The sequence below is a fragment of the Bacillus sp. ChL18 genome (assembly GCF_026241425.1).
GTDB lineage: Bacteria > Bacillota > Bacilli > Bacillales > Bacillaceae > Bacillus > Bacillus velezensis.
In genome coordinates, this window is the sequence record NZ_JAPHWE010000002.1 from 185,183 (window position 1) to 208,586 (window position 23,404).

Sequence of the window (23,404 nt, forward strand, 5' to 3'; positions counted from 1 at the left end):
GCTCGTTCTGTTTCCCCTTGATAACATGGATTTATGTCAAGGGGATTTTTTATGCTGAACGTCCCGGCACTACATGAAAGAAGCCCAGATCAACAAGAATAAAACCATAAGGAGGATTTTCATGGCGAATATGCTTGAAGTCAAACATATAAATAAAACCTATAAAGGACAAGTGTCCTATCAAGCTTTAAAACAAATTTCGTTTTCAATAGAAGAAGGCGGGTTCACGGCGGTGATGGGACCGTCCGGCTCCGGAAAAACAACGCTTTTGAATATCATTTCAACGATTGACCGTCCGGATTCAGGCGATATCCTGATTCACGGAGAAAACCCGCACCGGCTGAAGCGGACAAAGCTCGCTCATTTCCGCCGCAAGCAGCTCGGATTTGTGTTTCAGGATTTCAACCTTCTGGACACACTGACAATCGGTGAAAATATCATGCTGCCGTTAACGCTTGAAAAAGAAGCGCCGTCTGTCATGGAAGAAAAACTGCACGGCATCGCGGCAAAGCTCGGAATCGAAGACCTGCTCAACAAACGGACGTTTGAAGTATCCGGCGGACAGCGCCAGCGGGCCGCCATCGCAAGGGCGGTCATTCATAAGCCGTCACTCATTCTGGCCGATGAACCGACGGGAAACCTTGATTCCAAAGCGTCAAAAGACGTCATGGAAACGATGCAGAGCCTGAATCAGGATGATCATATCACGGCTTTGATGGTGACCCACGATCCGGTTGCGGCAAGCTACTGCCGCCGCGTCATCTTTATAAAAGACGGCGAACTGTTTAATGAGATTTACCGCGGGGAAAACCGCCAAGTCTTTTATGAGCAGATTCTTGATGTGCTGTCTATGCTGGGGGGAAACGCAAATGACCTTTCTTCAGTTCGCTTATAAAAACGTCACGAGAAACAAAAGGGCCTATCTTGCATTCTTCTTGAGCAGCGCTTTTTCCGTTTTGATTTTCTTTACCTTTGCGATGTTCCTGTTTCATCCGGCACTAAAGGAAGGCTACCTGAATAACATCGCCAGAAAAGGCTTAACCGCCGCGGAATGGATGATCTTTGTTTTTTCTTTCTTATTTGTTCTGTATTCGGTTAACGCATTTTTGAAATCGAGAAATAAAGAATTCGGTATTCTGCTGATGCAGGGTATTACGCCGGTGCAGCTGAGAAAGCTCATTACGGCGGAAAACATGATCATCGGCGTCATGTCGATCGCAGCCGGGATTATCGGAGGCTTCATTTTTTCGAAAACGTTCTTTACGGTCGGCGCTTATATATTAGAAATGGACGCGCTGCCTCTGTATATGCCTTGGAAAGCGCTCGGCATTACAGCCGGCGGATTTCTGCTCTTATTTTTCCTTTTATCGCAGTTCACGATCCTTTTTGTCAGATCAAATACGGTGATCAAATTAATAAAGGGCACTGACAAAATCAAGCCGAAGCCGAAGCCGTCCGTGCTTCTGTCCTTATTCGGCATCGCCTGTCTTTGCGGCGGGTACGGCATGGTTCTGAAAGGCAATGTCCACGGGACCGAGCCGTTCATCATTTTACTGCTTACCGTCATCGGCACGTATTTCTTTTTCAGCCAAAGCAGCATCTGGATTCTACGCGCGCTGAAGAAGTGGAAAACCTTTTATCTGCGCGGGAAAAATGTCATTTGGGTTTCTGATCTTGTCTATCGTTTAAAAGACAACGCCCGCCTGTTCTTTATCGTCAGCATTATTTCCGCGGTAGCCTTTACGGCGACAGGCGTGCTCGCAATGTACAAATCGACCGTCGGGGCGGAAGAGTCCGCCTATGAGATGGAGTATGTATCTTTCAGCAATAATCCAAAAGAAAAGACTCATTTGAAAGATATTGACCATGAACTGAAAACACACGGCTTTACGTATAAGAAAGACAAAATAAATGTTTCCTATGTCCGCTATCAGGAAGGAGATGCTGTTCCGCCTGTTTACATGATCAGCGAATCGGAGGCGGCGAAGTACTTCCATGTTAATCTAAACGGCCTGAAACATGGTGAGGCCGTCTATTTCCCGGGCACGTATGACCGCAATTTCAAAAACGAAGCGCCGGATCAGCTGAAGCTGCTGAACCAAAAAGGCAAGCCGTCTGACCAAAAACTGACGGTAAAAGAAGTCAAAAAACCGCTGATCTCATTGAATGCCATCATCGCGGTGAACGATCAAACCTTTGATCAGCTGAAATCACTCGGTGAGAAAGCGTCATTATACGGCTACAGCTATGATCATTGGAAAGACAGTCTTGGGATCAGCCAATCCTTGAAAAATGAGATTTACGGCAACTATATCGATGTCCATTCTGATTTTATGGCAAAAGCCGGGACGTACTATGATACGGTTCAGCTGCCGAGCCTGAGTTTATTCATCGGCCTGTTTATCGCGATCGTCTTCTTTGTCGCGGCAGCAAGTTTCTTATATTTCAGGCTGTTCACCGATTTAGATGAAGACAGGGAGCGCTACCGTTCATTGGCCAAAATCGGCCTGAGTGAGCGTGAAATGGCACAAAGCGTAACGATACAATTGGCGATTTTGTTCTTCTTCCCATTTGTCATTGCCGTCATGCATACGCTGTTTGCTTTGAGAACATTGGCCGTGGAAGGCTATTCCGATGTAGCGGGGCCGCTCAGTCTGACCATCGGAGGGTTTTTCATCTTTCAGCTTCTATTCTTCCTCGCGGTGCGGACAAGCTATTTGAAAAAAATGAACAAGTAAGGGGAGTGCAAAGATGAAAAAAGCATTGGCAATCCTGGCCGTCTTGGCGGCCGCTGCCGTCATATACGGACTTCTCTTTTTTCATAATGATGTTACAGACCGATTTAATCCGTTTATTCACCAGCAAGATGTTTATGTACAGATTGATCGAGATGGCAAACATCTTAGCCCGGGCGGTACTGAGTATACATTAGACGGATACAACGCATCCGGGAAAAAAGAAGAAGTGACCTTTTTCGCCGGGAAAGACCTTCGAAAGAACGCGTATTTGAAGGTGAAGGCGAAAGGAAAGTATGTCGAGACCTGGGAAGAAGTCAGATTTGAAGATATACCGGGCTCCGTACAGTCAAAATTAAAGTGAACAGGAAAAACGGCACAGTGTCATGACTGTGCCGCTTTTTTTATTTTTTATTTTCTTCAGCCCGTTTGATCAGCATGTCGGTGATGATATCCATCTGTTTGCTGACGGCAATCGGGTCATACGGATAGAAGGTGTTGAAATCGTTGATAAAGACACGATTGTGTTTTACGGCATCGAGATTTTTCCAAACGGATGAATCTTTCAGACGCTCAAATGTTTTGCTTTTTCCATTCGGATTGTAATCGGTAATGAACATATAATCAGCCGCATATTGAGGGATGACCTCTTGGGAAACCTGTTTCATGGCGCCCGTTTTCATGATGTTTTTTTCAATTTTGGCCGGCGCTTTCAATCCGAGCGCGTTATAAACGGCTTGGCCGCCGCGGCCGGAATTGTCATTGAAAACCCAGATCTCGCCTTTATCCGTCGTTTCATATAGGCCGACTGTCTCGTCTTTGCCGATCACGTTTTTGAGGCGCTTTTGATTCGCTTCGGCTTTTTTGTTGAAGTCTGCCATAAAGCTTTTGGCTTTATCCTTCGCCCCGGCGATGTCGCCGAATAGGCTGACCGTATCTTTCGTATTCTTTGCGGTGTTAAAAGGAATGACAATCGTCGGCGCGATTTTTGATAGTTTCTCGTATTGGTCTTCCTTCATCAGCACGATTAAATCAGGCTTCAGCTGCATCACTTTCTCCACATTGACGGGATTGCCGATGTCAGTAATGTTTTTCAGCTGTTTTTTGATAAACGGATTTTTGAAAGTCCATGAGCCCGCCCCGACGACATTTGCGTCAACGGACAGCAGCTCACCCGCATAAAAGTCAGTGACGATCCGCTTCGGATGTGCGGGTATGTCAATATTTCCTTTTGTTGATTCATATGTACGCATGTCTGTCTTTCCTTTGCCTGATGCCGATCCGTTGTTTTCCTTCGCGCCGCTGCAAGCGCTTAATGCGAAAACAAGCAGAAGTGCCAGGCCGATCAGCCATGATTGTTTCTTCATAATGATCCCCCTATTTCAGTGATAATGATTATCATTATTAATATAGCAGGAAGACGTCATTCCGTCTATGTTTTTTATAGAAAACCTTCCTTGATTATCCATGTTATAGTAGTAAAGGAGGAATGAATGTTGATTACGAAAAGAGGGACTTGGTGGGAAGTGCTGCACAGCTGGTGGCTGCTGCTGACTTTTGCGCCGTTTGCGCTGACCGCTTTCTTGGCCTTTTTCTATATCGGCTACCGGGCCAAGAACAAAAAATGGCTGAAATACGGACTTATCTATTTTATTATTTTAGCAATTGCTTTTGTGCTGCCGAGCACGCCGGGCGTGTATATCGTGCTGCCTTTATGGGTCATCTCCATTATCCACGGGCTGAAAGTGCGGGCGGCTTATTTGATACAGCTTGATGTGTTTAAACAAAACGTCGAAGCAAGAGCGTTTGAAGCGGTAAGGCATGAGGCTGAAGCAAAATTCGGCGGACAACCCGCTCATCGCATTGATCTGACAAAACAGAGATAAAAACAAATGACAAAGCCGGTATCTCGCGCTTTGTCATTTGCATGACCGGCCTATTGCTGGTATGAATGCTGCTGAAACGGTGTGTGATGCTGTGTTTGCGGGAATGAAGAAACATTAGCGTTTGCCATCGGTGCAGGCATGTGTCCGCTTACTTCCTGCTGAAGCTGATTGCACACATTCACGATTTGCTGGCATTTCTGAATGGCCAGTTCATGCCCCTGCAGCGCTTGCTGAATGGTATGAACGGCATGCTGTTCATGGTTAAGCATCTGCTGAAGCATTTGGATGTTTTGCTGTTCCTGCTGGAGCATTTGCTTGTACTGCTGACTGCTTTGCTGTGTCTGCTGAATAAGCTGCTGTGCTGTTTGGCGGCATTGCTGCAGCTGATTTCCGCTGTATTGGTTTTGGTACATCATGAAAACCTCCTGGAGTGATTGATTTTACACATTTATCATGTGAAAGAATAGGAGAGGCATTCATGCAAGAAAAGGATTCAAATATTTACCTGTTATGTACAGAGCGGAATACAAGGCTCGGGATGGCCTGTCGAGCTTTGTATTCCGGCCCTTTTTCTCAGAAGCCGCCTTCTGTAGCGTGAAAAGGAATATTGAGTCTGTTTTCGACTGCGCGCAGGCGCTGATTCAAACGGTTTAAGCGGCGGGTATGGATTTCAATGGACTGGCTCAGCCGTCTGATCTGCTCATTCATACGCGTGATTTCCCGGTTTTGGCGCTGGTCTTCTTGTGAGAGGCGGGTGAGCTCTCTCGTTTGCTGGGCGTTTTGTCTTTCAAGCTGGGCAACTCTCCGTTCTAAACCTGTCGGCTGCCGCTCTTCGGACTGAGGGGGCGCATAATAATAGCTTTCCTGCTGCTGATACGGCTCATACTCAACGCGGCTCACTTCGTATTCCTGCTGCTGAGGGAAATAGGCAGATGGGGTGTAGTACTGATATGGGTTCATTCATCATTCTCCTTATCTAGTGAAGTCTTTATACACTATGTAGTCAATTGCACAGTGCCACGGCATCCGCCTAAGTTACAGGCGTAAAAAGCTTCAAAGGAAGGTGATCATGTTGCGGAACATACGGATTTTCATCATGACGGTTCTTGTTTTCGGATGCGTCATGATAACAGGCTGCTCGCAAAAGAAAGCAGACGATACCCCTTTTTATTACGGGACATGGGATGCGGGGCTGAAACCGGGCCCGATGGACGGGGTCAGATCTGAAACCGTCACGTTTACGAAAGACAGCGTGCTGACAAAGCAGGTCATTCAAGGCCGCGGCGAGGTTGCCATGCCCTCAGATGTGTACAAGGTGATCTCACAAAACACGGACGGGACGATCGAGATTGAATACCTCGGACATCCGCACCCCGTCAAAAGCACGTTGAAAAGAGGAAAAAACGGTACGCTCATTTGGAAGATATACGGAGAAACAAAAACAATGACAAGATTAAAAACCGGCGGGGAGGATGCACATGAGAAATAAGGCTGCCGACAGACTCGTTTTGACGGGTGTCATCGTACATATCATTCAATGGTTTTCACTGTTATGGTTATTTTTTATGCTTTTTGATCAGTTCGGGCGTTTTACCATTTACAATCCCAATGTCGTTAACGGCAGCATGCAGTCTTTTTCATTCTTTGATATGATGCGCGCTCTTCTGTTTTCCGGCACGCTGCGGAATACGCTTCTGCTGTTTCTGTTTGCGGCAATGCTCATTTACTTGTGGGTGAACGCTCTGTTTATCCTTCTGGAAATCGTTTCTTATATCATGATCAGGCGGAACAGCCGTTCATTATGGGCATACTTTCCCGCAGCGATGGGAATAAAGCTTGCCCTTCTGGACATAGCGGCCGTCCCTTTCTTTGCGGCGGGGCTGATGCTCTTGAAGCAGAAAACAGACGACGGCGGCGAACAAGCTGACAAGAGGAAAAGACGGCCCCGCATCCGGAGGCAGGCCCGGTATACGAAGAGAAGGCGGAGAAACTTGTCCATTTGATTTTTCATTGAAACGAAAAAACGATATGATGAAAGCATAAGTAGAAAAGGATACAAAGGAGATGCAGGATGTACAAGTTAATCGCAATAGATATGGACGGAACACTATTAAACGATCATCATGAAGTGACGGATGAAGTCCGCGGGGCGCTTGATGCCGCCAAAGCGGAAGGGGTCAATATCGTCCTGTGCACGGGCCGGCCGATCGGCGGCGTGCGTCGGTATTTGGAAGAGCTGAATTTACAGGAAGAAGGCGACTTTGTGATTGCCTATAACGGCGCACTCGTCCAAAATACGTATACAAACGGTGTCGTGGCCGAGCAGTCATTAGGCTTTGAAGATTTGGAGTCGCTTTACGAGCTGAGCTTACAGCTGGATACCCCGATGCATTACTTTGACACAGCCAATCTGTACACGCCGAACCGGGATATCAGTGAATACACGGTATACGAATCATACATTACGAAAGTGCCGCTTCATTTCCGCACGATCGATGAAGTGCCGAAGGATATTCTGATTCCGAAAGTCATGTTCATTGACGATCCGGACAAGCTGGAGAAAGCGATCGCTTCCATTCCGGAATCATTCAAGGAAACATACACAATGGTCAAAAGCGCGCCATTCTTCCATGAGATTCTTCACCCGAAAGTCAGTAAAGGAAACGCGGTCAAGCTGCTGGCCGAAAAACTCGGCATTGAACAGAAAGACGTCATGGCAATCGGCGATAACGGCAACGACATGTCCATGATTCAGTGGGCCGGCTGCGGTGTGGCAATGGCCAATGCCATCCCGGAAGTAAGGGAGATTGCCGATTTTGAAACGAAATCAAATAACGAACACGGCGTGGCGCATGCGATTCAGGAGCTTGTGCTGAAAAAATAGGCACCCCATCAGAGGGTGCTTTTTTACCGCGTGTTTTGGTGATATGATAAGCGGAGAGGGGAGGCGCGACATGGATCGTGAAAAACAGCAGCTCAGCATAGAAGCGGCAAAACTATATTATCAATCAGATTACAGCCAGCAGCAGATCGCCGAACGGCTTAATCTGTCACGCCCCACCGTTTCAAGGCTGCTTCAGTACGCAAAGGAAAAAGGGTATGTGCAAATTCGCGTCATGGACCCGTTTGAGGATCTGGACGAACTCGGTGCGAAGCTGGAAGAAAAATACGGGCTGCTTGAGGCACACGTCGTCTTTTCTCCAAGCGACGATTACCAGGCCATTACACATTACTTAAGCCGCTATGGCGCAGACTATATGCATAAAACCGTAAAGGACGGCGATATACTCGGCGTAAGCTGGGGGACGACGATGTACCAGATCGCAAGCCGCATGGAGCCGAAGCAGGTAAAGAGCGTTGAAGTCGTGCAGCTGAAAGGCGGCATCAGTCATTCCAATGTCAATACGTATTCGTCAGAAACGATTCAGCTGTTCGCCGAAGCATTTCAGACGATGCCGAGGTATTTGCCGCTGCCGGTTATATTTGACAGCGCCGATGTGAAACAGATGGTCGAGCGGGACAGACATATTAAGCGGATCATTGAAATGGGCAGACAAGCCAATATCGCCCTGTTTACGGTCGGAACCGTCCGGGATGAGGCGCTGCTTTTCAGACTCGGCTATTTCCGGGAAGAAGAGAAACAATTGCTGAAAGCACGCGGAGTCGGCGATATTTGTTCGCGCTTTTTTGACGAGGAAGGCAGGATTTGCAGCAGCAGCATTAACGGCCGGACGATCGGAGTTGAGCTCAGCGACTTGAAAATGAAAGAGCGTTCGATTCTGGTGGCGGGCGGCAGCAGAAAATGCAAGGCCATTCACGGTGCCCTGAAAGGAAAGTACGCCAACGTTTTGATTACCGATCAGCATACGGCCAAAAAACTCATTCAAGAATTGTGACAATTCATGAACATAATTTCAATTACCAATTTACATATGTTCAAAATTCGGTTATTCTAAACGTATCCTAGGAAAAAGGAAGTGCATACAATGTCAATTGCAAGTCAAATAGACCATACTGCTTTGAAACCGCATACACAAAAAGCGGATATTTTACAACTGATAAAAGAAGCAAAAGAATATAAATTCGCTTCCGTTTGTGTGAACCCGACTTGGGTCAAACTCGCAGCGGAGGAACTGAAGGGCACGGGAGTTGACGTTTGCACCGTTATCGGATTTCCTCTCGGCGCAACGACATCGGAAACAAAAGCATTTGAAACGAAGGATGCCATCTCAAAAGGAGCCACTGAGGTTGACATGGTCATCAATATCGGCGCATTAAAAGACGGCGATGATGAAGCGGTTGAAGCTGATATCCGTGCGGTAGTTGAAGCAGCTGATAAAAAAGCGCTCGTCAAAGTGATCATCGAAACATGCCTTTTGACAGATGAAGAAAAAGAGCGCGCGTGCCGCTTAGCGGTATCAGCCGGCGCCGATTTCGTCAAAACGTCTACCGGTTTTTCTACAGGCGGGGCAACGGCTGAAGATATCGCTCTTATGAGAAAAACAGTCGGACCGGACATCGGGGTCAAAGCATCAGGCGGCATCAGAACAAAAGCTGATGTTGACAGCATGATCGCTGCGGGCGCGAGCCGGATCGGCGCAAGTGCGGGCGTCTCTATCGTGAGCGGCGGAGACAGCGGCAGCAGCGACTATTAATCAGCAGTGCGGAAGCCGAAAGCTTCCGCCATCCTCTTTCTTTGTTGATGCATAAAAAATTGTAAGCGAATACAAATAAAAGGAGAACACATATGAAGTATCTCATCGGAATTATCGGAATCATTGTGTTTTTAAGTCTTGCCTGGCTTGCCAGCAACGGCAAAAAAAGAATCAGAATCCGGCCGATCGCCGTCATGCTCGTGCTGCAGCTGATTCTCGGTTATATTCTCCTCAACACCGGTATCGGGAATTTTCTTGTCGGCGGTTTTGCAAAAGGATTTAACTACTTGCTGGAATATGCATCAGAAGGGATTAACTTTGTATTCGGCGGGCTTGTGAATGCGAAACAGACGACGTTCTTCATGAGCGTGCTTCTGCCGATCGTTTTTATATCCGCTTTAATCGGAATTCTGCAGCATTGGAAGGTCCTCCCCTTCATCACGAAGTATATCGGTCTTGCGTTAAGCAAGGTGAATGGAATGGGGAAAATCGAATCTTACAACGCTGTCGCATCCGCGATTTTAGGGCAATCAGAAGTCTTTATCAGTTTGAAAAAACAGCTCGGTTATCTTACTGAACAGCGCTTATATACGCTTTGCGCATCCGCAATGTCGACGGTCTCAATGTCGATCGTCGGTTCTTACATGATGATGCTGAAGCCTGAATACGTCGTGACGGCGCTTGTGCTGAACTTATTCGGCGGATTTATCATCGCTTCTATCATCAACCCGTACACCGTCAGCAAAGAAGAGGATTTGATCGTCGTTCCTGAAGAAGAAAAGCAATCCTTTTTTGAAGTGCTCGGTGAGTATATAATGGATGGATTCAGAGTCGCTGTCGTCGTAGCGGCGATGCTGATCGGATTTGTCGCACTCATTGCCCTGGTCAACGGCGTTTTTAACGCGGTCTTCGGCATTACATTCCAGGCGCTGCTCGGATATGTATTCGCGCCGTTTGCGTTTTTAACCGGTATTCCGTGGAATGAAGCGGTGAGCGCCGGAAGCATTATGGCGACGAAAATGGTATCGAATGAATTTGTGGCGATGCAGACACTCTCATCCGGCGATTTCCATTTCAGTGCGCATACACAGGCAGTAGTATCTGTATTCCTTGTCTCATTCGCAAATTTCTCCTCTATCGGGATCATTACCGGTGCGGTGAAAGGGCTGCATGAAAAACAAGGAAACGTCGTCGCGCGGTTCGGGCTGAAGCTGCTGTACGGCGCAACGCTCGTCAGCTTCCTGACAGCGGCGATCGTCGGATTGATTCACTGAACATAAATGAAGGACAGGTGATAGATCATGAGAATGGTAGATCTTATTGTAAAAAAACAAAATGGAAAAGAACTGACAACAGAAGAAATTCAATTTTTCGTAAAAGGATACACGGACGGAAGCATCCCTGATTATCAGGCAAGCGCACTGGCTATGGCGATTTACTTTCAGGATATGACAGATCAGGAGCGCGCCGATCTGACAATGGCGATGGTGAATTCAGGGGAAACGATTGATCTCTCCGCCATTGAAGGCATTAAGGTCGACAAGCACTCTACGGGCGGGGTCGGCGACACGACAACTCTCGTACTCGCACCGCTCGTCGCGGCGCTCGGCGTTCCCGTCGCTAAAATGTCCGGCCGCGGTCTTGGCCATACGGGGGGTACCATTGATAAGCTGGAAGCGATCGAAGGCTTCCACGTGGAATTATCAAAAGATGAATTCATCAAGCTTGTGAACCGCGACAAGGTAGCGGTCATCGGACAAAGCGGCAATTTGACGCCTGCCGATAAAAAGCTGTATGCGCTGCGTGATGTAACGGGTACGGTGAACTCCATCCCGCTGATCGCAAGCTCAATTATGAGTAAAAAAATCGCCGCCGGAGCAGATGCCATCGTGCTTGACGTCAAAACGGGAGCCGGCGCGTTTATGAAAACGGATGAAGACGCCGTGAACCTCGCCAAAGCAATGGTCCGCATCGGAAACAACGTCGGCCGCCAGACGATGGCCGTGATTTCTGACATGTCGCAGCCGCTCGGTTTTGCGATCGGGAATGCTCTGGAAGTACAAGAAGCCATTGATACGTTAAGAGGGGAAGGGCCTGAAGACTTAAACGAACTCGTCCTCACGCTCGGCAGCCAAATGGTCGTATTGGCGAAAAAAGCCGAGACATTGGAAGAAGCAAGAACGAAGCTGCAGGAAGTCATGAAAAACGGCAAAGCGCTTGAAAAGTTCAAAGAGTTCCTGAGCAATCAGGGAGGAGACGCTTCTGTCGTTGACGATCCGTCCAAACTTCCGCAGGCGGCGTACAAAATTGACGTTCCGGCGAAAGAAGCGGGTGTCGTTTCAGAAATCGTCGCTGACGAAATCGGCGTCGCAGCGATGCTGTTAGGCGCGGGACGTGCGACAAAAGAGGACGAAATCGACCTTGCCGTCGGCATTATGCTCCGCAAAAAAGTCGGTGACAACGTCGAAAAAGGCGAGCCGCTCGTCACCCTTTACGCCAACCGCGAAAACGTTGAAGACGTGACCGCCAAAGTCTATGACAACATCCGCATCTCAGAAAAAGCGGAAGCGCCGAAACTGATTCATACGCTGATTACGGAATAAGAGAAGAAAGGCACATACCTCATCAGTATGTGCCTTTTTTTATGGCATGGTTTTATCCAAATGAATGTCACGGACGGATTGTTTCGGCTGTTTCTTTCTCAAAAAACGAATGAGATAGCACAGGATCATACAAGGAATTCCGCAGAAGAGGGCGATTCTTTGATTGGGATCAAATGCAAGGCCTACGCATGAAGCGAAACATAAGATCACAGCGGCGATCGGAACGAGAGGGTATAACGGTGTGCGGAAGGTCAGATCCGAGACGCGTCCGCCGTTTTTCACATAATGTTTTCGAAATAACAGCTGAGACAGGGCGATGCTCATCCACACCACGACGCCGGCAAATCCGGCTATTGCCACGAGCACCACGTAGACCGTGCCCGGGGCGGCGATGCTTGAGATCAAGGATATGCAGGAAACGGCCATGCTGGCGAGCAGAGCATTCAGCGGAATGCCTTTCGGCGTGACTTTTTTGAACCGGGCGCTGATCATGTTTTCATTCGCAAGAGACCACAGCATCCGGGTGGAAGCATACAGTCCGGAGTTGGCGACCGAAAGCAAAGCCGTTAAAATCACGAAGTTCATGATATCTGCGGCGTATGGGATACCGATTTGGGAAAAGACCGCGACAAACGGGCTTTCAATCACACCGGCTTCCTTCCAGGAGATCAGTCCGGACAGCACAAAAATGGCGCCGATAAAAAAGATGACCGTTCTCCAGGCGACATTTCGGATCGAACGCGGAATATCTTTTGCCGGATTGGCGGTTTCACCCGCGGTAATTCCGATCAGCTCCGTCCCTGAAAAGGCGAAGCTTACGGAAATCATTGCGATGAAAACCGCAAGAAAGCCGTTCGGAAACAGTCCGCCGTGTGAGGTGAAATTCGACAGCATCGGAGCTTCACCCGAACCGTGCAATGAAATCAAACCGAACATCGCGGCGCCGCCTAAGATGATAAATAAAAGGATGGTAACGATTTTGACGCTGGAAAACCAAAACTCCGTTTCTGCAAACAATTTAACGGAGAATGCATTGGCGGCAAAAAGGAGAGCCGCGAAAATCGCGCTCCACATCCAGACGCTGCTGTGGGGAAACCAGCGCTGCATGAGGATACCGGAAGCTGTAAACTCCGATCCTACCGTCACCACCCAATTCACCCAATACATGATACCGACCATAAAACCCGTGGACGGCCCGATAAACGTTGTCGCATACGTTTGAAATGAACCGGTCACAGGCATGGCTACTGACAATTCCCCGAGACACTGCATGACAAGATACATCATCAAGCCGCCGATCAGGTAAGCGGCGATCGTCCCGCCCGGCCCGGCCTGGCTCAATGTATACCCTGTGCTCAAAAACAGCCCCGTGCCGATGACTCCTCCCAATGAAATCATAAATAAGTGCCTGCTTTTCATCGTGCGCTTTAGTTGATTGCCGCCTTGATCAACATCCATCGTGATCTCCCCCTTTTTGCGTGGCGTGAGAATCTTCCGGCAGCCGAGAGCACGCGTGCCGGATTTGACTTTAACGTGACAATTTAAATCCCTTTAATGCATGTAAAATGACGTGTGCGGCTGCCCGGCTTGTCATATCGCGAAAATCAAGTGTCGGATCAACCTCAACGATCTCAATACCCGAGATGTCAGCCTCCTGGGCTAAAAACCTGACCGCCTGAAGCAGTTCCTCGGTATACAGACCTCCGGGACCGATCGCGGGGCAGCCGGGCGCATGAGCTTGATCCAGCACATCCATATCAACCGAAATAAAAATGGCGTCGGCTCTTTTTTGAACGGCCGGCAAGACCTCTTGTATCGTTCGGAGGAGCCCTTTCTCCCGGATCATCTCCATTGTATGCACGTCTGCCTGCCGCTCTTTTACATATTGTTCATATGCCAAGCTGTTGCTGAACTCCCTGATTCCAAGCTGAATCAGGTTTTGTCCGCTTATGATATTTTCATCTAACAGCCGGCGGAATGGCGTGCCGTTTGTCGGCCCTCCGTCTTCTGTGTTGCGGACGTCGTGGTGGGCGTCGAATTGAAAGACGGCCGTTGTTCCTTTCGTTTCCGCAATGGCTTTAATAGTGGAATAACTGATGGAGTTGTCGCCGCCGAGAATGACAGGCACCCAGTCAGGCTGATCCGTCAGAATGTCATGAATGGTCCGATAAATGTGTTCGTGAGATGTGACGACATCCGTGACGTGAATCTGAATATCGCCGATATCGTACAGATGGTCAATGACATGCTCCCGCAGCTCTGCGGAATATGCGGAAATGCCGCCGAGCGCCCGGCGGATCGCACCGGGTGCAAAGCAGGCGCCGGAATGGCTGATTGACGACTTAGAAAGCGGAACGCCGATCAAAGCCGGCCCTTTGATCGTTTGTCCCGCCCACGCTTCCGTCACATCGCCGATCCTTGTCACATGGCGGTCGTTGAAGAGGGAGCCGGCTTTTTGCAGAAACGGATACTTATCCAAGAGCGGCTCCCTCCCTTGAAACGACCGTCTTTCCGTTCTTGATGACACGGAGGACATGATTGACGCCGTAATGATACGGGATATACATGTAATTCGGCGCTTCCCAAATGACAATGTCAGCCGCCCGTCCGGCTTTAATTTGTCCGGCCTCTTCGCCTTTTCCAATCGCATACGCGGCATTAACGGTGACAGCGTGCCAGATTTCTTCTGCGGTCATTTTTAAATGAAGCGCGGCAATCGACATGATGAGCTGGAGATTTTCCGTCGGTGAGCTGCCCGGGTTGAAGTCAGTCGCCAAACTGACCCGTACGCCCGCATCAATCATCTCCCGGGCTCTCGCATAAGTGTGTTTGCCGAGATAGAAAGTCGTGCCCGGCAGCAGGACGGCGATCGTTCCGGACTCCGCTAGCTTTTCGATGCCTTCGTCAGACGCCCCCACCAAATGATCGGCAGAAACAGCATGCAGCTCTGCCGCCAATTCCGCGCCGCCGAGCGGGTCAATCTCATCAGCATGGATTTTCAGGCCGAAACCAGCTTCAGACGCCTTTTTCAGGTAGTCCCGTGACTGGCTGACGGTAAAGACGCCTGTTTCTGTGAAAATATCGGCAAATTGCGCGAGGCCTTTTTCTTTTATTTCAGGCAAAAGCTGCAGCATGCGATTCAGAAATTCGTCAGGGCTGTTCCGGTACTCAGGCGGAATGGCGTGTGCCCCCATAAAGGTCGTGACAAGGTCGACCGGCTGGCGCCCGCCCAGTTTTTTCGCCGCGGTCAGCTGTTTCAGCTCCGTGTCTTTGTCGAGTCCGTACCCGCTTTTTACTTCCGCGGTCGTGATGCCGTATGACAGCATGCGTCCGAGGTGAAAAAGCCCTTTTTCAATCAGTTCTTCTTCGGAGGCGGCTTTCGTGTCTTTGACCGTTGACAAAATACCGCCGCCTTGTGCCAGAATATCCAAATAGGACATGCCCTGAATTTTTAAATTCAGTTCTTTTTCCCGGGACCCTCCGAATACAAGGTGGGTATGGGGATCGACGAGGCCGGGGGTGACGAGCCGTCCCCCGCAGTCGATGTTGTCTCGTGCCTCGTATCCTTCCTCTGCTCCTTGATGTCCGGCAAAAACAATGCGCCCGTCGTGAATGCCGATGACGGCATCTTCCGTGACATGAAGATCCTGCATGCTTCCGCCTGATCGGGGGCCGCCGGATTCCATCGTCAGCAGCTGGCCGATGTTGGTGAGTATGGTATCTATTTGCTTCGGCATGTTACCGCTCCTTTTTCATCGGTATCATAATGTTTTGTTCCTCGGCGACTTGAGCCGCTTTTTCATAACCTGCGTCCGCATGGCGAATGATGCCCATTCCCGGATCGCTTGTCAGAACGCGGGAAAGCCGTTGTTCCGCAAGGATGCTGCCGTCAGCGACCGCGACCATTCCCGCATGAAGGGAATATCCCATGCCGACGCCCCCGCCGTGGTGAAAAGAAACCCAGCTTGCGCCTGAGGCCGTGTTGATCAGCGCGTTCAGCACCGCCCAATCGCCGACCGCGTCGCTTCCGTCTTTCATCGCTTCTGTTTCCCGATTCGGAGAGGCGACAGATCCGCAGTCTAAATGGTCTCTTCCGATGACGATCGGGGCTTTCAGCTCGCCGTTTCTGACCAATTCATTGATGGCGAGCCCCATCTTTTCCCGTTCACCGTAGCCGAGCCAGCAAATACGGGACGGCAGGCCTTGGAATGTGACTTTTTTCTGTGCCATGTCAATCCAGCGGTGAAGGGCTTGATTTTCTGGAAACAGCTCTTTTAATAAAGCGTCCGTGCGGTATATATCTTCAGGATCGCCCGACAGTGCAGCCCAGCGGAACGGCCCTTTTCCTTCACAAAATAACGGCCGGATGTAAGCGGGAACGAATCCCGGGAAATCAAAAGCATCGGCGAGCCCCTCATCTTTGGCAGCCTGGCGGATATTGTTGCCGTAATCAAAGACGATAGCCCCTTTTTTCTTGAAGGCGAGCATGGCTTCCACATGCTTTTTCATACTTTGCTTGGAAAGCCTTACGTATAATTCAGGCTGATCCCGGCGCAGGCAGCCGGCCTCTTCAAGTGAGTATCCTGCCGGAATATAGCCGATCAGCGGGTCGTGAGCGGAAGTCTGATCGGTCACGATGTCAATATGGACGCCGCGGTTCAAAAGCTCATGATGCACCTCAGCCGCATTGCCGAGAAGACCGATCGATAAAGGTTCTCCGGCTTGTCTGGCTGCTTCGGCCCAGCGCAGCGCTTCGTCAATTGATGCGGTTTTACGGTCGCAATAGTTTGTTTCCATCCGTTTATCAATCCGTGTTTCATCCGCTTCAACGGCGATGACGACGCCATCATTCATCGTGACGGACAGCGGCTGGGCGCCTCCCATTCCGCCAAGTCCGGCCGTCAGCGTTAGGGTTCCTTTCAGACTGCCGCCGAAATGCTGTCTCGCAAGCTCCGCAAAGGTTTCATAGGTGCCTTGCAAAATACCTTGTGAGCCGATATAAATCCAGCTGCCGGCCGTCATCTGCCCGTACATCATCAGCCCTTTTTTCTCAAGGTCATGGAAATGCTCCCAATCCGCCCATTTCGGCACGAGAACCGAATTAGCCAGCAGGACGCGGGGCGCGCGGCTGTGCGTGCGGAACAGTCCGACCGGTTTTCCGGATTGAATCAGCAGTGTTTCATCATCTTTTAACGTTTTGAGGGAGCGCTCAATCGCGTGAAAAGCATCCCAGTTTCGAGCGGCCTTGCCTATGCCGCCGTATACGATCAGATCCTCCGGCTTTTCGGCAACCTCCGGGTCAAGGTTGTTTCGGAGCATGCGGAGCACGGCTTCCTGCTCCCATCCTAAGCATTCAAGATCGGTGCCGCGGCCGGCGCGGATTGATTTCTTTACATCAGTCATCTTGTCAGTCCCCCTTCATTGGTCATCAGTTTTTGGTGATGCTCATTCGGCAGAAAAGACTCCTTCTTCAGCCAGTCACTCAGATGCTCGATGTCATAAGAAAATACGCGGTCTTCTTGTATGGACGGCACGATGTTTCTCATTTCGTGATAGAGCTGTTTTGTGTACGAGGCGCAATGTTCCGCACCCCGGTATTCCACGGCCTGCAGCGCGCAAATGGCTTCAACGGCAAGCACCCGTCTCGTATTCGCGATGATCTGGTAGGCGTGCCTTGAGGCGATGGTTCCCATGCTGACGTGATCCTCCTGGTTTGCCGATGAAGGAATTGAATCGACACTGGCGGGATGGGCCAGGGTTTTATTTTCTGACACGAGGGAAGCCGCCGCATATTGCATGATCATCGCTCCGGATTGTAAGCCGGGCTGAGGGCTCAGAAAGGGCGGCAGGTCATTCAGCTGCGGATTTACAAGCCGTTCGATCCGGCGTTCAGAAATATTCGCAAGCTCGGCCGCCGCTACTTTGAGAAAATCCATGGCAAAGGCGATCGGCTGTCCGTGAAAGTTTCCGCCTGAGATGATTTTGGCGCCGTCTTCGAAAATGAGCGGGTTATCTGTCGCGGCATTCATCTCAATTTCTAGTTTTTCTTTTACATACGCTAATGTCTGCCATGATGCGCCGTGGACTTGAGGAATACAGCGGATCGAATAGGCGTCCTGGACACGCAGCTCCCCTTGGACGGTCGTCAGCTTGCTGTCTGACAAGTAATAGCGGATTCGCTCTGCGACATCCATCTGTTCCTGATATCCGCGGGCGGCATGAATGTCCTCGTCAAACGCATCGATAATGCCCTGAAGGCCTTCGATCGTTAAGCTCGCGATCCGTTCCGACTGATAGGCCAGCTTTTCGGCCTCGAGGTAAGCGATCAGACCCATCGCGGTCATGGCCTGCGTTCCGTTGATCAGCGCGAGCCCTTCCTTAGAGGTCAGGACGGCCGGCTGAAGGTTTGTCTTTTCTAAAGCATGAGCTGTCGGCATCCGGGCCCCTTCGTAAATGACTTCGCCTTGCCCGATAAGCGCCAGTGCGAGATGAGAAAGCGGCGCCAAATCTCCGCTCGCCCCCAGTGACCCTTGCTGCGGGATGACCGGGTGAATGCGATGATTGAGATACGCGAGCAGTTGATCAATCAGCTCAGTCCGCACGCCGGAAAAGCCTTTCAGCAGGGCATTGGCTCGCAAAAGCAGCATGGCCCGCGATACAGATTCCGGAAACGGATCACCGACGCCGCACGCGTGAGAAAGAATCAGATTCAGCTGCAGATCCGCGGCGTCTTCTTTTTGAATCAGCACATCGCTGAACTTGCCGAATCCCGTCGTAATCCCATAAATGGTCTTCTCTTCTTGAACGATCCTTTCAACCGCCGCCCTGCTTTTTTTCACACGTTCCATGCTTGCGGCAGATGCCTGAACCTCTTCAAAATCAAACAGCACACGCTGGGCATCTGCGGTTGTCAGTGAGGAACCGTCTAACGTCACCATCATTTCAACCCCTTTTCCTTTACTTTGGTAAAGCGCCCATACAAAAAGGAGCTATGCCATGAAAATGATATTTCACGCATAGCCCCCTATCATCTGAAATCTATGGGCTGATTCATATGTGATTAATTCCGACTCCGAATGTTTCGTGCTCAAGCCCCTTAATCGGAGCCCCGATCGTGCCGTAAAGTGAAACGGCGATCCAATCGCCTTCCGCCTCGCTTTCATACGGATTTCCCCGCAAGACGGCAAACTTCAGGCCCACGGTACGAAGCAGCGAGCCAAGCAGCATTTCGCCCCGCGTCACTCCGTGCAAAGCTTCCATTGTGGCATGATACAGCGCATGTGATTCGCGATAACCCTCAGATTGAATGACGCCGCTCTTTTTGGAAGCGGTTTCAATTGCGGCTACCACCTTATGCGCATCCATTGAACCCACCCTGCCGAGACAGACTTTCCAGCCGTCCCGTTCCAGCCGGCTGATCTGCTGGTTTTCTTCAGTCTCATGAAGCAGAAGAAGGACGGACAATCGCCCGATGCGGCGGTCTTTGTGTAAGGTCATATATGCTTCACTCAATTCTTAAATATTCTGATAACTAGTAACTGTTTTTTATATTAAGTGTTTGCGAATCAGAAGTCAAAACTTTTTTTCCAGTCTTTCACAAATCAGATTGCTATCGAAGTAAAGCGGTACATCGTGAAGCCGGCGCTGTTGATCACATACTTCCGCCATCCGCAACATAAAATGGAGCGTTGTCTTGAAAGCGTTTTAAGAAAAGAAGAGAGCGAGGCGATTTCAGAAAATGAAAACCAGTTTCTTTCGTGTGTGCCTGGTCTCAGCAGCGGTCATCGGGTTCACTCTGCCGCAGGCAAAAGCCCAGCATCCGGTTTTTTCAGAGGTCAGCGTGCATGATCCGTCCGTCATCAAAACAGGCGATACATATTATGTATTCGGCTCGCATTTGGCTTCCGCCAAGTCGAAAAACCTGATGCAGTGGCAGCAGCTGTCTTCAAGCGTCAATCCCAATAATCCCCTGATCCCGAACGTCTACACCGAATTAAAAGAGACATTCGACTGGGCCCAGTCTGATACGCTGTGGGCGCCAGACGTCGCCCAGCTGGCTGACGGGAAATATTACATGTACTATAACGCCTGTAAAGGAGACTCGCCGCGATCCGCTCTCGGTGTCGCCGTGAGTGACAAGATCGAAGGGCCCTACAAAAACAAAGGCATCTTTTTGAAATCGGGCATGGAAGGAAAAAGCGAAGACGGCACGACGTATCATGCAAACGTTCATCCGAATGTCGTAGATCCGCAAACGTTTTTTGACCATAAAGGCAAGCTTTGGATGGTGTACGGCTCTTACTCCGGGGGGATTTTTATACTGGAAATGAATCCGAAAACCGGTTTCCCGCTCCCGAACCAAGGCTACGGAAAAAAACTGCTCGGCGGAAATCACAGCAGAATCGAAGGCCCGTACATCAGCAGCTACAATCCGGAAACGAAATATTACTATCTGTATCTGTCATTCGGCGGACTTGACACAGCCGGCGGTTATCATATGCGTGTGGCGCGCTCTAAAAACCCGGACGGTCCGTACTATGACGCCGCAGGCCATAACATGCTTGATGCCAAAGGAAAAGACGGCAGCTTCTTCGACGACAAAGCAATTGAACCGTACGGGGTCAAACTCATGGGCGGCTACAGCTTCGCCTCACAATCTGAAAAAGGCACGGGCTACATATCACCGGGACACAACTCCGTGTTTTACGACGGGAAAACGAAACGATCATACCTCATTTTCCACACCCGTTTCCCGAACAGAGGCGAAGAGCACGAAGTCAGAGTGCATCGGCTGTACATGAACAAAGACGGATGGCCCGTTGCAGCGCCATACCGCTATGCGGGAGAACCGGATTCACACATATCGGCAGCCGCCGCATCCGGAACCTACAAACTCATCCAGCACGGAAAAGACATCACAGCTACGATCAAAACCCCAAAAAACATCCGGCTTAACAACGACGGCACCATTTCCGGGGAAATGACCGGAACCTGGACAATAACGGACAGCAGCAAAGCCCGAATCAACCTGAACGGCACAAATTATGACGGCGTCTTCCTGAAAGAATGGGACTCGGCGAGAGAGAAAGAAGTTGTGACGTTTAGTGTGCTGAGCGGTGATGGGGAGGCTGTTTGGGGAGTGAAGTGAGGCGGACTCAGAATCTTCTTTTAATTAAGAAGGTTCTTTTTTTGTAATATAAAAAATCACTTGAAAAGTAATTAATACTCTATAGAGTATAATATTGTTATAGAGATTGTTTTATTATAGTTGTAAGTTCTTTTAAAACAAGTTCATTTTTTGAAAGAGGAGAAATATGAGTAATGTTGTACTTCAAAGCTTTTTAGAAAAGGTTATAGCGAAAAAGATTTTAGATAAGTTAAATAGTATCCGGGATAATAGTAATATTAAACAAACTCATTTAAGTACAAAAGCCGGTAAGAGTGATAATGCTTTTAACAAAATGCTGAATGAAATGAAGGTTCCTAAAATATCAACAGTTTTGAGATACCTCGATGCTACTAATGAGCTGCTGAAAGAAAATAAAATGAATGAAATAACAATAGACGAGCTTTTGGATATTGAAATTCTAGAAATAGTGAGAAGAACAAATAACATTACAGATGGCGATTTTGACAGTTATATTGAACACAATAAGGATTTTTTAAAAGGTATAACGTTCTATTTTGAAATTATGAAAAAGAAAAAAATAATGAGTATTGAAGAAGAAAAACTTTATATGAAAATTAAAGAATTATAAACAGAAATGGAGACTGAGATATGGCAGCAGAAAGGCTTATTTGGTTCATTACAAGGCCGGAAAGGGATCCAAAGTTTCACAAGGAAGCCATAAAGGCTTTATATAAAGCAACTGATGATTTAAAACTGACTTGGTCAGGTAATAGAGAAGTACACAAAAGATATGAACAAGAGTTAGCAGATATAGGTATTAAAAGACAGAATATAAGTGAGAGCGGATCGGGCGGGAGAACATGGATGGCATTACTAAGGACTTTTGCTTATTGTTATTTAGATGAAGAGGGAAAGGTTGTACTGACTAAAGCCGGAAGGTCTATACTAAAAGAGGAAAAAGTATATCAAAATATTCGGAAGCAGATACTCACCTTTCAATATCCAAATGCATACTTCTTAGAAAAAGGATTTAAACCTAAGTTTCATGAGGACTTTCAAATACGTCCCGTAAGATTTTTAATTAAATTAGTTAATCAAGAATCGCTAGATTATTATGTTACAAAAGAAGAAATTACCTATTTTGTAATGGTGGCCCAAAAAGATAATCAAATAAAAGAAATAACAGAAAGTATTATCAATTTCCGAAATTCTAGTGTTGAAGAACAAAATAAATTAAAACAAAATATAGCTGAAAAGTTCGAACATAGAGAGAGGTCAGATAAAGGAGCTCGAGATTTCAATACTGCTCATTCTGATGTTGCGCATACTTTTATGCTGATAAGCGAGTATACAGGATTGGTGAAATATGTTAGAGGCAAAGCATTAATAGTTGAAAATTCCAAAAAAGAGGAAATAAAAAATGAGATGGAAATATTGGATGCAAAGTATCCGTTTAATAAACGCTATCTCATTTCTTTGCAAAGAATGTTTGAAAATAACGGATTAGATGTTGACAGCTACAAAGCAAGCTCCTTCCATAACATAAAACCTGCAACTAATTCATTAAAAACAAAAAGGAAGCTTCAAAGTATTCTTAAAAATATACCTACTCCGTCTATGCTTGATAAAGAAGATCTTGTTGGAATTCTAAATGAAGAATTTCCTCGGAGTGATGCAGAAGAGTATGCTGATGAAATCCTGGCTGATAATCAATATAAAGCCTTAAATATTAACTTTGTCGAGAGCTACTTAAATGAGAACAGCGATCATCAATTTGAAAAAAGTACGGGAAACATTTTTAAAGCGTTGGGTTTTGAGGTCACAATGCATCCTAAAGCTTTAAATGGGGAAAGAACAGAAATTGATATTTTAATCAGTTATGGTAACGTGTATGGAATAATAGATGCAAAGAGATACAAGGATAAGTTTACATTAAGTGCTTCTTTTGCCTCTCATATGGCTTCGGAATATATACCAAATTATAAAGGTTACGAGGATAAAGAAATGGTTTTTTATGGGTACGTAACAGCATCAAATGAATTTAGAGGTGTTAAAAATTTAGAAAAAATAAAAAGATTAACTGAAAGAAATCTTCAGGGATACTCTGTTGATGGTATTATGCTGAATTCTAAAACTTTATTAGGATTACTGGATTATTGTATAGAAAATGAATTAATGCCTGAACAAAGAGTAAGTATTTTTCTCGGAGCAGTAAAAAATAAGAGTTTTTCATCATTTGAACAATTACTAAAAGAAGTCAACAAAGGTTAAGAGATTGAATTATGCATTTAGAGTAGAAACTTTAAATTATCTATTAGTACTATGTTTTTAAGCGTGCTTACAGAGTTGTGCTTATATTTATAGAGTGCCTGAATTAGAAAAAGGAATCTGACTG

At 47.9% G+C, this 23,404-nt stretch carries 23 protein-coding genes; 14 read left to right on the forward strand and 9 right to left on the reverse strand.

What is annotated here, in order from left to right:
* Window positions 1-121: 121 nt before the first annotated feature.
* From yxdL to OQ477_RS11910, 3 genes are read left to right on the forward strand one after another with little or no spacing between them, the layout of a single operon-like run.
* Window positions 122-895, forward strand: a complete 774-nt coding sequence (yxdL, locus tag OQ477_RS11900; RefSeq protein ID WP_007614823.1) for an ABC transporter ATP-binding protein YxdL — start codon at window positions 122-124, stop codon at window positions 893-895.
* On the forward strand, window positions 870-2,738 hold the full coding sequence (gene yxdM, locus OQ477_RS11905) for an ABC transporter permease YxdM (RefSeq protein ID WP_265972593.1): 1,869 nt from the start codon (window positions 870-872) through the stop codon (window positions 2,736-2,738). The genes yxdL and yxdM overlap by 26 nt, the downstream gene beginning before the upstream one ends.
* 13 nt (window positions 2,739-2,751) lie before the next feature.
* Window positions 2,752-3,099: a YxeA family protein gene (locus OQ477_RS11910; RefSeq protein WP_265972595.1), complete on the forward strand. Its 348-nt coding sequence runs from the start codon at window positions 2,752-2,754 to the stop codon at window positions 3,097-3,099.
* A 40-nt stretch (window positions 3,100-3,139) separates the two neighbouring features.
* Here OQ477_RS11910 and OQ477_RS11915 read toward each other — a convergent pair whose 3' ends face one another.
* On the reverse strand, window positions 3,140-4,102 hold the full coding sequence (locus OQ477_RS11915) for an iron-hydroxamate ABC transporter substrate-binding protein (protein ID WP_174737671.1): 963 nt from the start codon (window positions 4,100-4,102) through the stop codon (window positions 3,140-3,142).
* 126 nt (window positions 4,103-4,228) lie between these two features.
* Between OQ477_RS11915 and OQ477_RS11920 the strand changes: the two genes are divergently transcribed.
* Window positions 4,229-4,621 carry a hypothetical protein gene (locus OQ477_RS11920; protein ID WP_265972596.1) on the forward strand — a complete coding sequence of 131 codons (393 nt, stop codon included), beginning with the start codon at window positions 4,229-4,231 and terminating at the stop codon, window positions 4,619-4,621.
* A 50-nt stretch (window positions 4,622-4,671) separates the two neighbouring features.
* Here the strand turns inward: OQ477_RS11920 and OQ477_RS11925 are convergent, their stop codons facing one another.
* Together OQ477_RS11925 and OQ477_RS11930 are read right to left on the reverse strand one after the other, a co-directional pair.
* Entirely contained in the window at window positions 4,672-5,034 is a 363-nt protein-coding gene (locus OQ477_RS11925) for a hypothetical protein (protein WP_004393264.1), read from the reverse strand.
* A gap of 160 nt (window positions 5,035-5,194) precedes the next feature.
* A complete protein-coding gene (locus OQ477_RS11930; RefSeq protein WP_061861682.1) occupies window positions 5,195-5,581 on the reverse strand; it encodes a hypothetical protein in 387 nt (128 codons plus the stop codon).
* A gap of 109 nt (window positions 5,582-5,690) precedes the next feature.
* Between OQ477_RS11930 and OQ477_RS11935 the strand changes: the two genes are divergently transcribed.
* From OQ477_RS11935 to OQ477_RS11965, 7 genes are all read left to right on the forward strand, one after another.
* Window positions 5,691-6,110 carry a DUF3255 family protein gene (locus tag OQ477_RS11935; RefSeq protein WP_265972600.1) on the forward strand — a complete coding sequence of 140 codons (420 nt, stop codon included), beginning with the start codon at window positions 5,691-5,693 and terminating at the stop codon, window positions 6,108-6,110.
* Window positions 6,100-6,624: a hypothetical protein gene (locus tag OQ477_RS11940; RefSeq protein ID WP_265972602.1), complete on the forward strand. Its 525-nt coding sequence runs from the start codon at window positions 6,100-6,102 to the stop codon at window positions 6,622-6,624. Before OQ477_RS11935 ends, OQ477_RS11940 begins: the two co-directional genes overlap by 11 nt.
* 68 nt (window positions 6,625-6,692) lie before the next feature.
* Window positions 6,693-7,505, forward strand: coding sequence for a sugar-phosphatase (yidA, locus tag OQ477_RS11945; RefSeq protein WP_265972603.1), 813 nt, complete (start codon window positions 6,693-6,695; stop codon window positions 7,503-7,505).
* Between the two features lie 70 nt (window positions 7,506-7,575).
* Window positions 7,576-8,517 (forward strand): sugar-binding transcriptional regulator, encoded by a 942-nt coding sequence (locus OQ477_RS11950; protein WP_004393275.1) that lies wholly within the window; start codon window positions 7,576-7,578, stop codon window positions 8,515-8,517.
* Between the two features lie 90 nt (window positions 8,518-8,607).
* On the forward strand, window positions 8,608-9,276 hold the full coding sequence (gene deoC / locus OQ477_RS11955; RefSeq protein ID WP_004393277.1) for a deoxyribose-phosphate aldolase: 669 nt from the start codon (window positions 8,608-8,610) through the stop codon (window positions 9,274-9,276).
* A 92-nt stretch (window positions 9,277-9,368) separates the two neighbouring features.
* On the forward strand, window positions 9,369-10,550 hold the full coding sequence (locus OQ477_RS11960; RefSeq protein ID WP_265972605.1) for a NupC/NupG family nucleoside CNT transporter: 1,182 nt from the start codon (window positions 9,369-9,371) through the stop codon (window positions 10,548-10,550).
* 27 nt (window positions 10,551-10,577) lie between these two features.
* Entirely contained in the window at window positions 10,578-11,879 is a 1,302-nt protein-coding gene (locus OQ477_RS11965; protein ID WP_007407816.1) for a pyrimidine-nucleoside phosphorylase, read from the forward strand.
* A 39-nt stretch (window positions 11,880-11,918) separates the two neighbouring features.
* On the opposite strand, the gene OQ477_RS11970 is transcribed toward OQ477_RS11965, so the two are convergent.
* From OQ477_RS11970 to hutP, 6 genes are all read right to left on the reverse strand, one after another.
* Window positions 11,919-13,337: an amino acid permease gene (locus OQ477_RS11970; protein WP_007407815.1), complete on the reverse strand. Its 1,419-nt coding sequence runs from the start codon at window positions 13,335-13,337 to the stop codon at window positions 11,919-11,921.
* A 70-nt stretch (window positions 13,338-13,407) separates the two neighbouring features.
* The gene (gene hutG / locus OQ477_RS11975; protein ID WP_017418560.1) at window positions 13,408-14,358 is read right to left on the reverse strand and encodes a formimidoylglutamase; all 951 of its coding nucleotides are present in this window, start codon (window positions 14,356-14,358) and stop codon (window positions 13,408-13,410) included.
* Window positions 14,351-15,616: an imidazolonepropionase gene (hutI, locus tag OQ477_RS11980; RefSeq protein WP_265972608.1), complete on the reverse strand. Its 1,266-nt coding sequence runs from the start codon at window positions 15,614-15,616 to the stop codon at window positions 14,351-14,353. Before hutI ends, hutG begins: the two co-directional genes overlap by 8 nt.
* A gap of 1 nt (window position 15,617) precedes the next feature.
* Entirely contained in the window at window positions 15,618-17,282 is a 1,665-nt protein-coding gene (hutU, locus tag OQ477_RS11985; protein ID WP_265972609.1) for a urocanate hydratase, read from the reverse strand.
* Complete coding sequence (gene hutH, locus OQ477_RS11990) at window positions 17,279-18,817, reverse strand: histidine ammonia-lyase (RefSeq protein ID WP_265972610.1); 1,539 nt, start codon at window positions 18,815-18,817, stop codon at window positions 17,279-17,281. The genes hutU and hutH overlap by 4 nt, the downstream gene beginning before the upstream one ends.
* A gap of 112 nt (window positions 18,818-18,929) precedes the next feature.
* Window positions 18,930-19,376, reverse strand: a complete 447-nt coding sequence (hutP, locus tag OQ477_RS11995) for a hut operon transcriptional regulator HutP (protein ID WP_004393292.1) — start codon at window positions 19,374-19,376, stop codon at window positions 18,930-18,932.
* 241 nt (window positions 19,377-19,617) lie between these two features.
* Here hutP and OQ477_RS12000 point away from each other — a divergent pair, with 241 nt between their 5' ends.
* The 3 genes from OQ477_RS12000 to OQ477_RS12010 all read left to right on the forward strand — a co-directional run bounded on the left by OQ477_RS12000 (window position 19,618) and on the right by OQ477_RS12010 (window position 23,280).
* Window positions 19,618-21,027 (forward strand): glycoside hydrolase family 43 protein, encoded by a 1,410-nt coding sequence (locus OQ477_RS12000; protein WP_265972611.1) that lies wholly within the window; start codon window positions 19,618-19,620, stop codon window positions 21,025-21,027.
* A gap of 166 nt (window positions 21,028-21,193) precedes the next feature.
* Complete coding sequence (locus OQ477_RS12005) at window positions 21,194-21,637, forward strand: hypothetical protein (RefSeq protein ID WP_049589291.1); 444 nt, start codon at window positions 21,194-21,196, stop codon at window positions 21,635-21,637.
* 20 nt (window positions 21,638-21,657) lie between these two features.
* Complete coding sequence (locus OQ477_RS12010) at window positions 21,658-23,280, forward strand: AlwI family type II restriction endonuclease (RefSeq protein WP_265972613.1); 1,623 nt, start codon at window positions 21,658-21,660, stop codon at window positions 23,278-23,280.
* Window positions 23,281-23,404 lie beyond the last annotated feature (124 nt).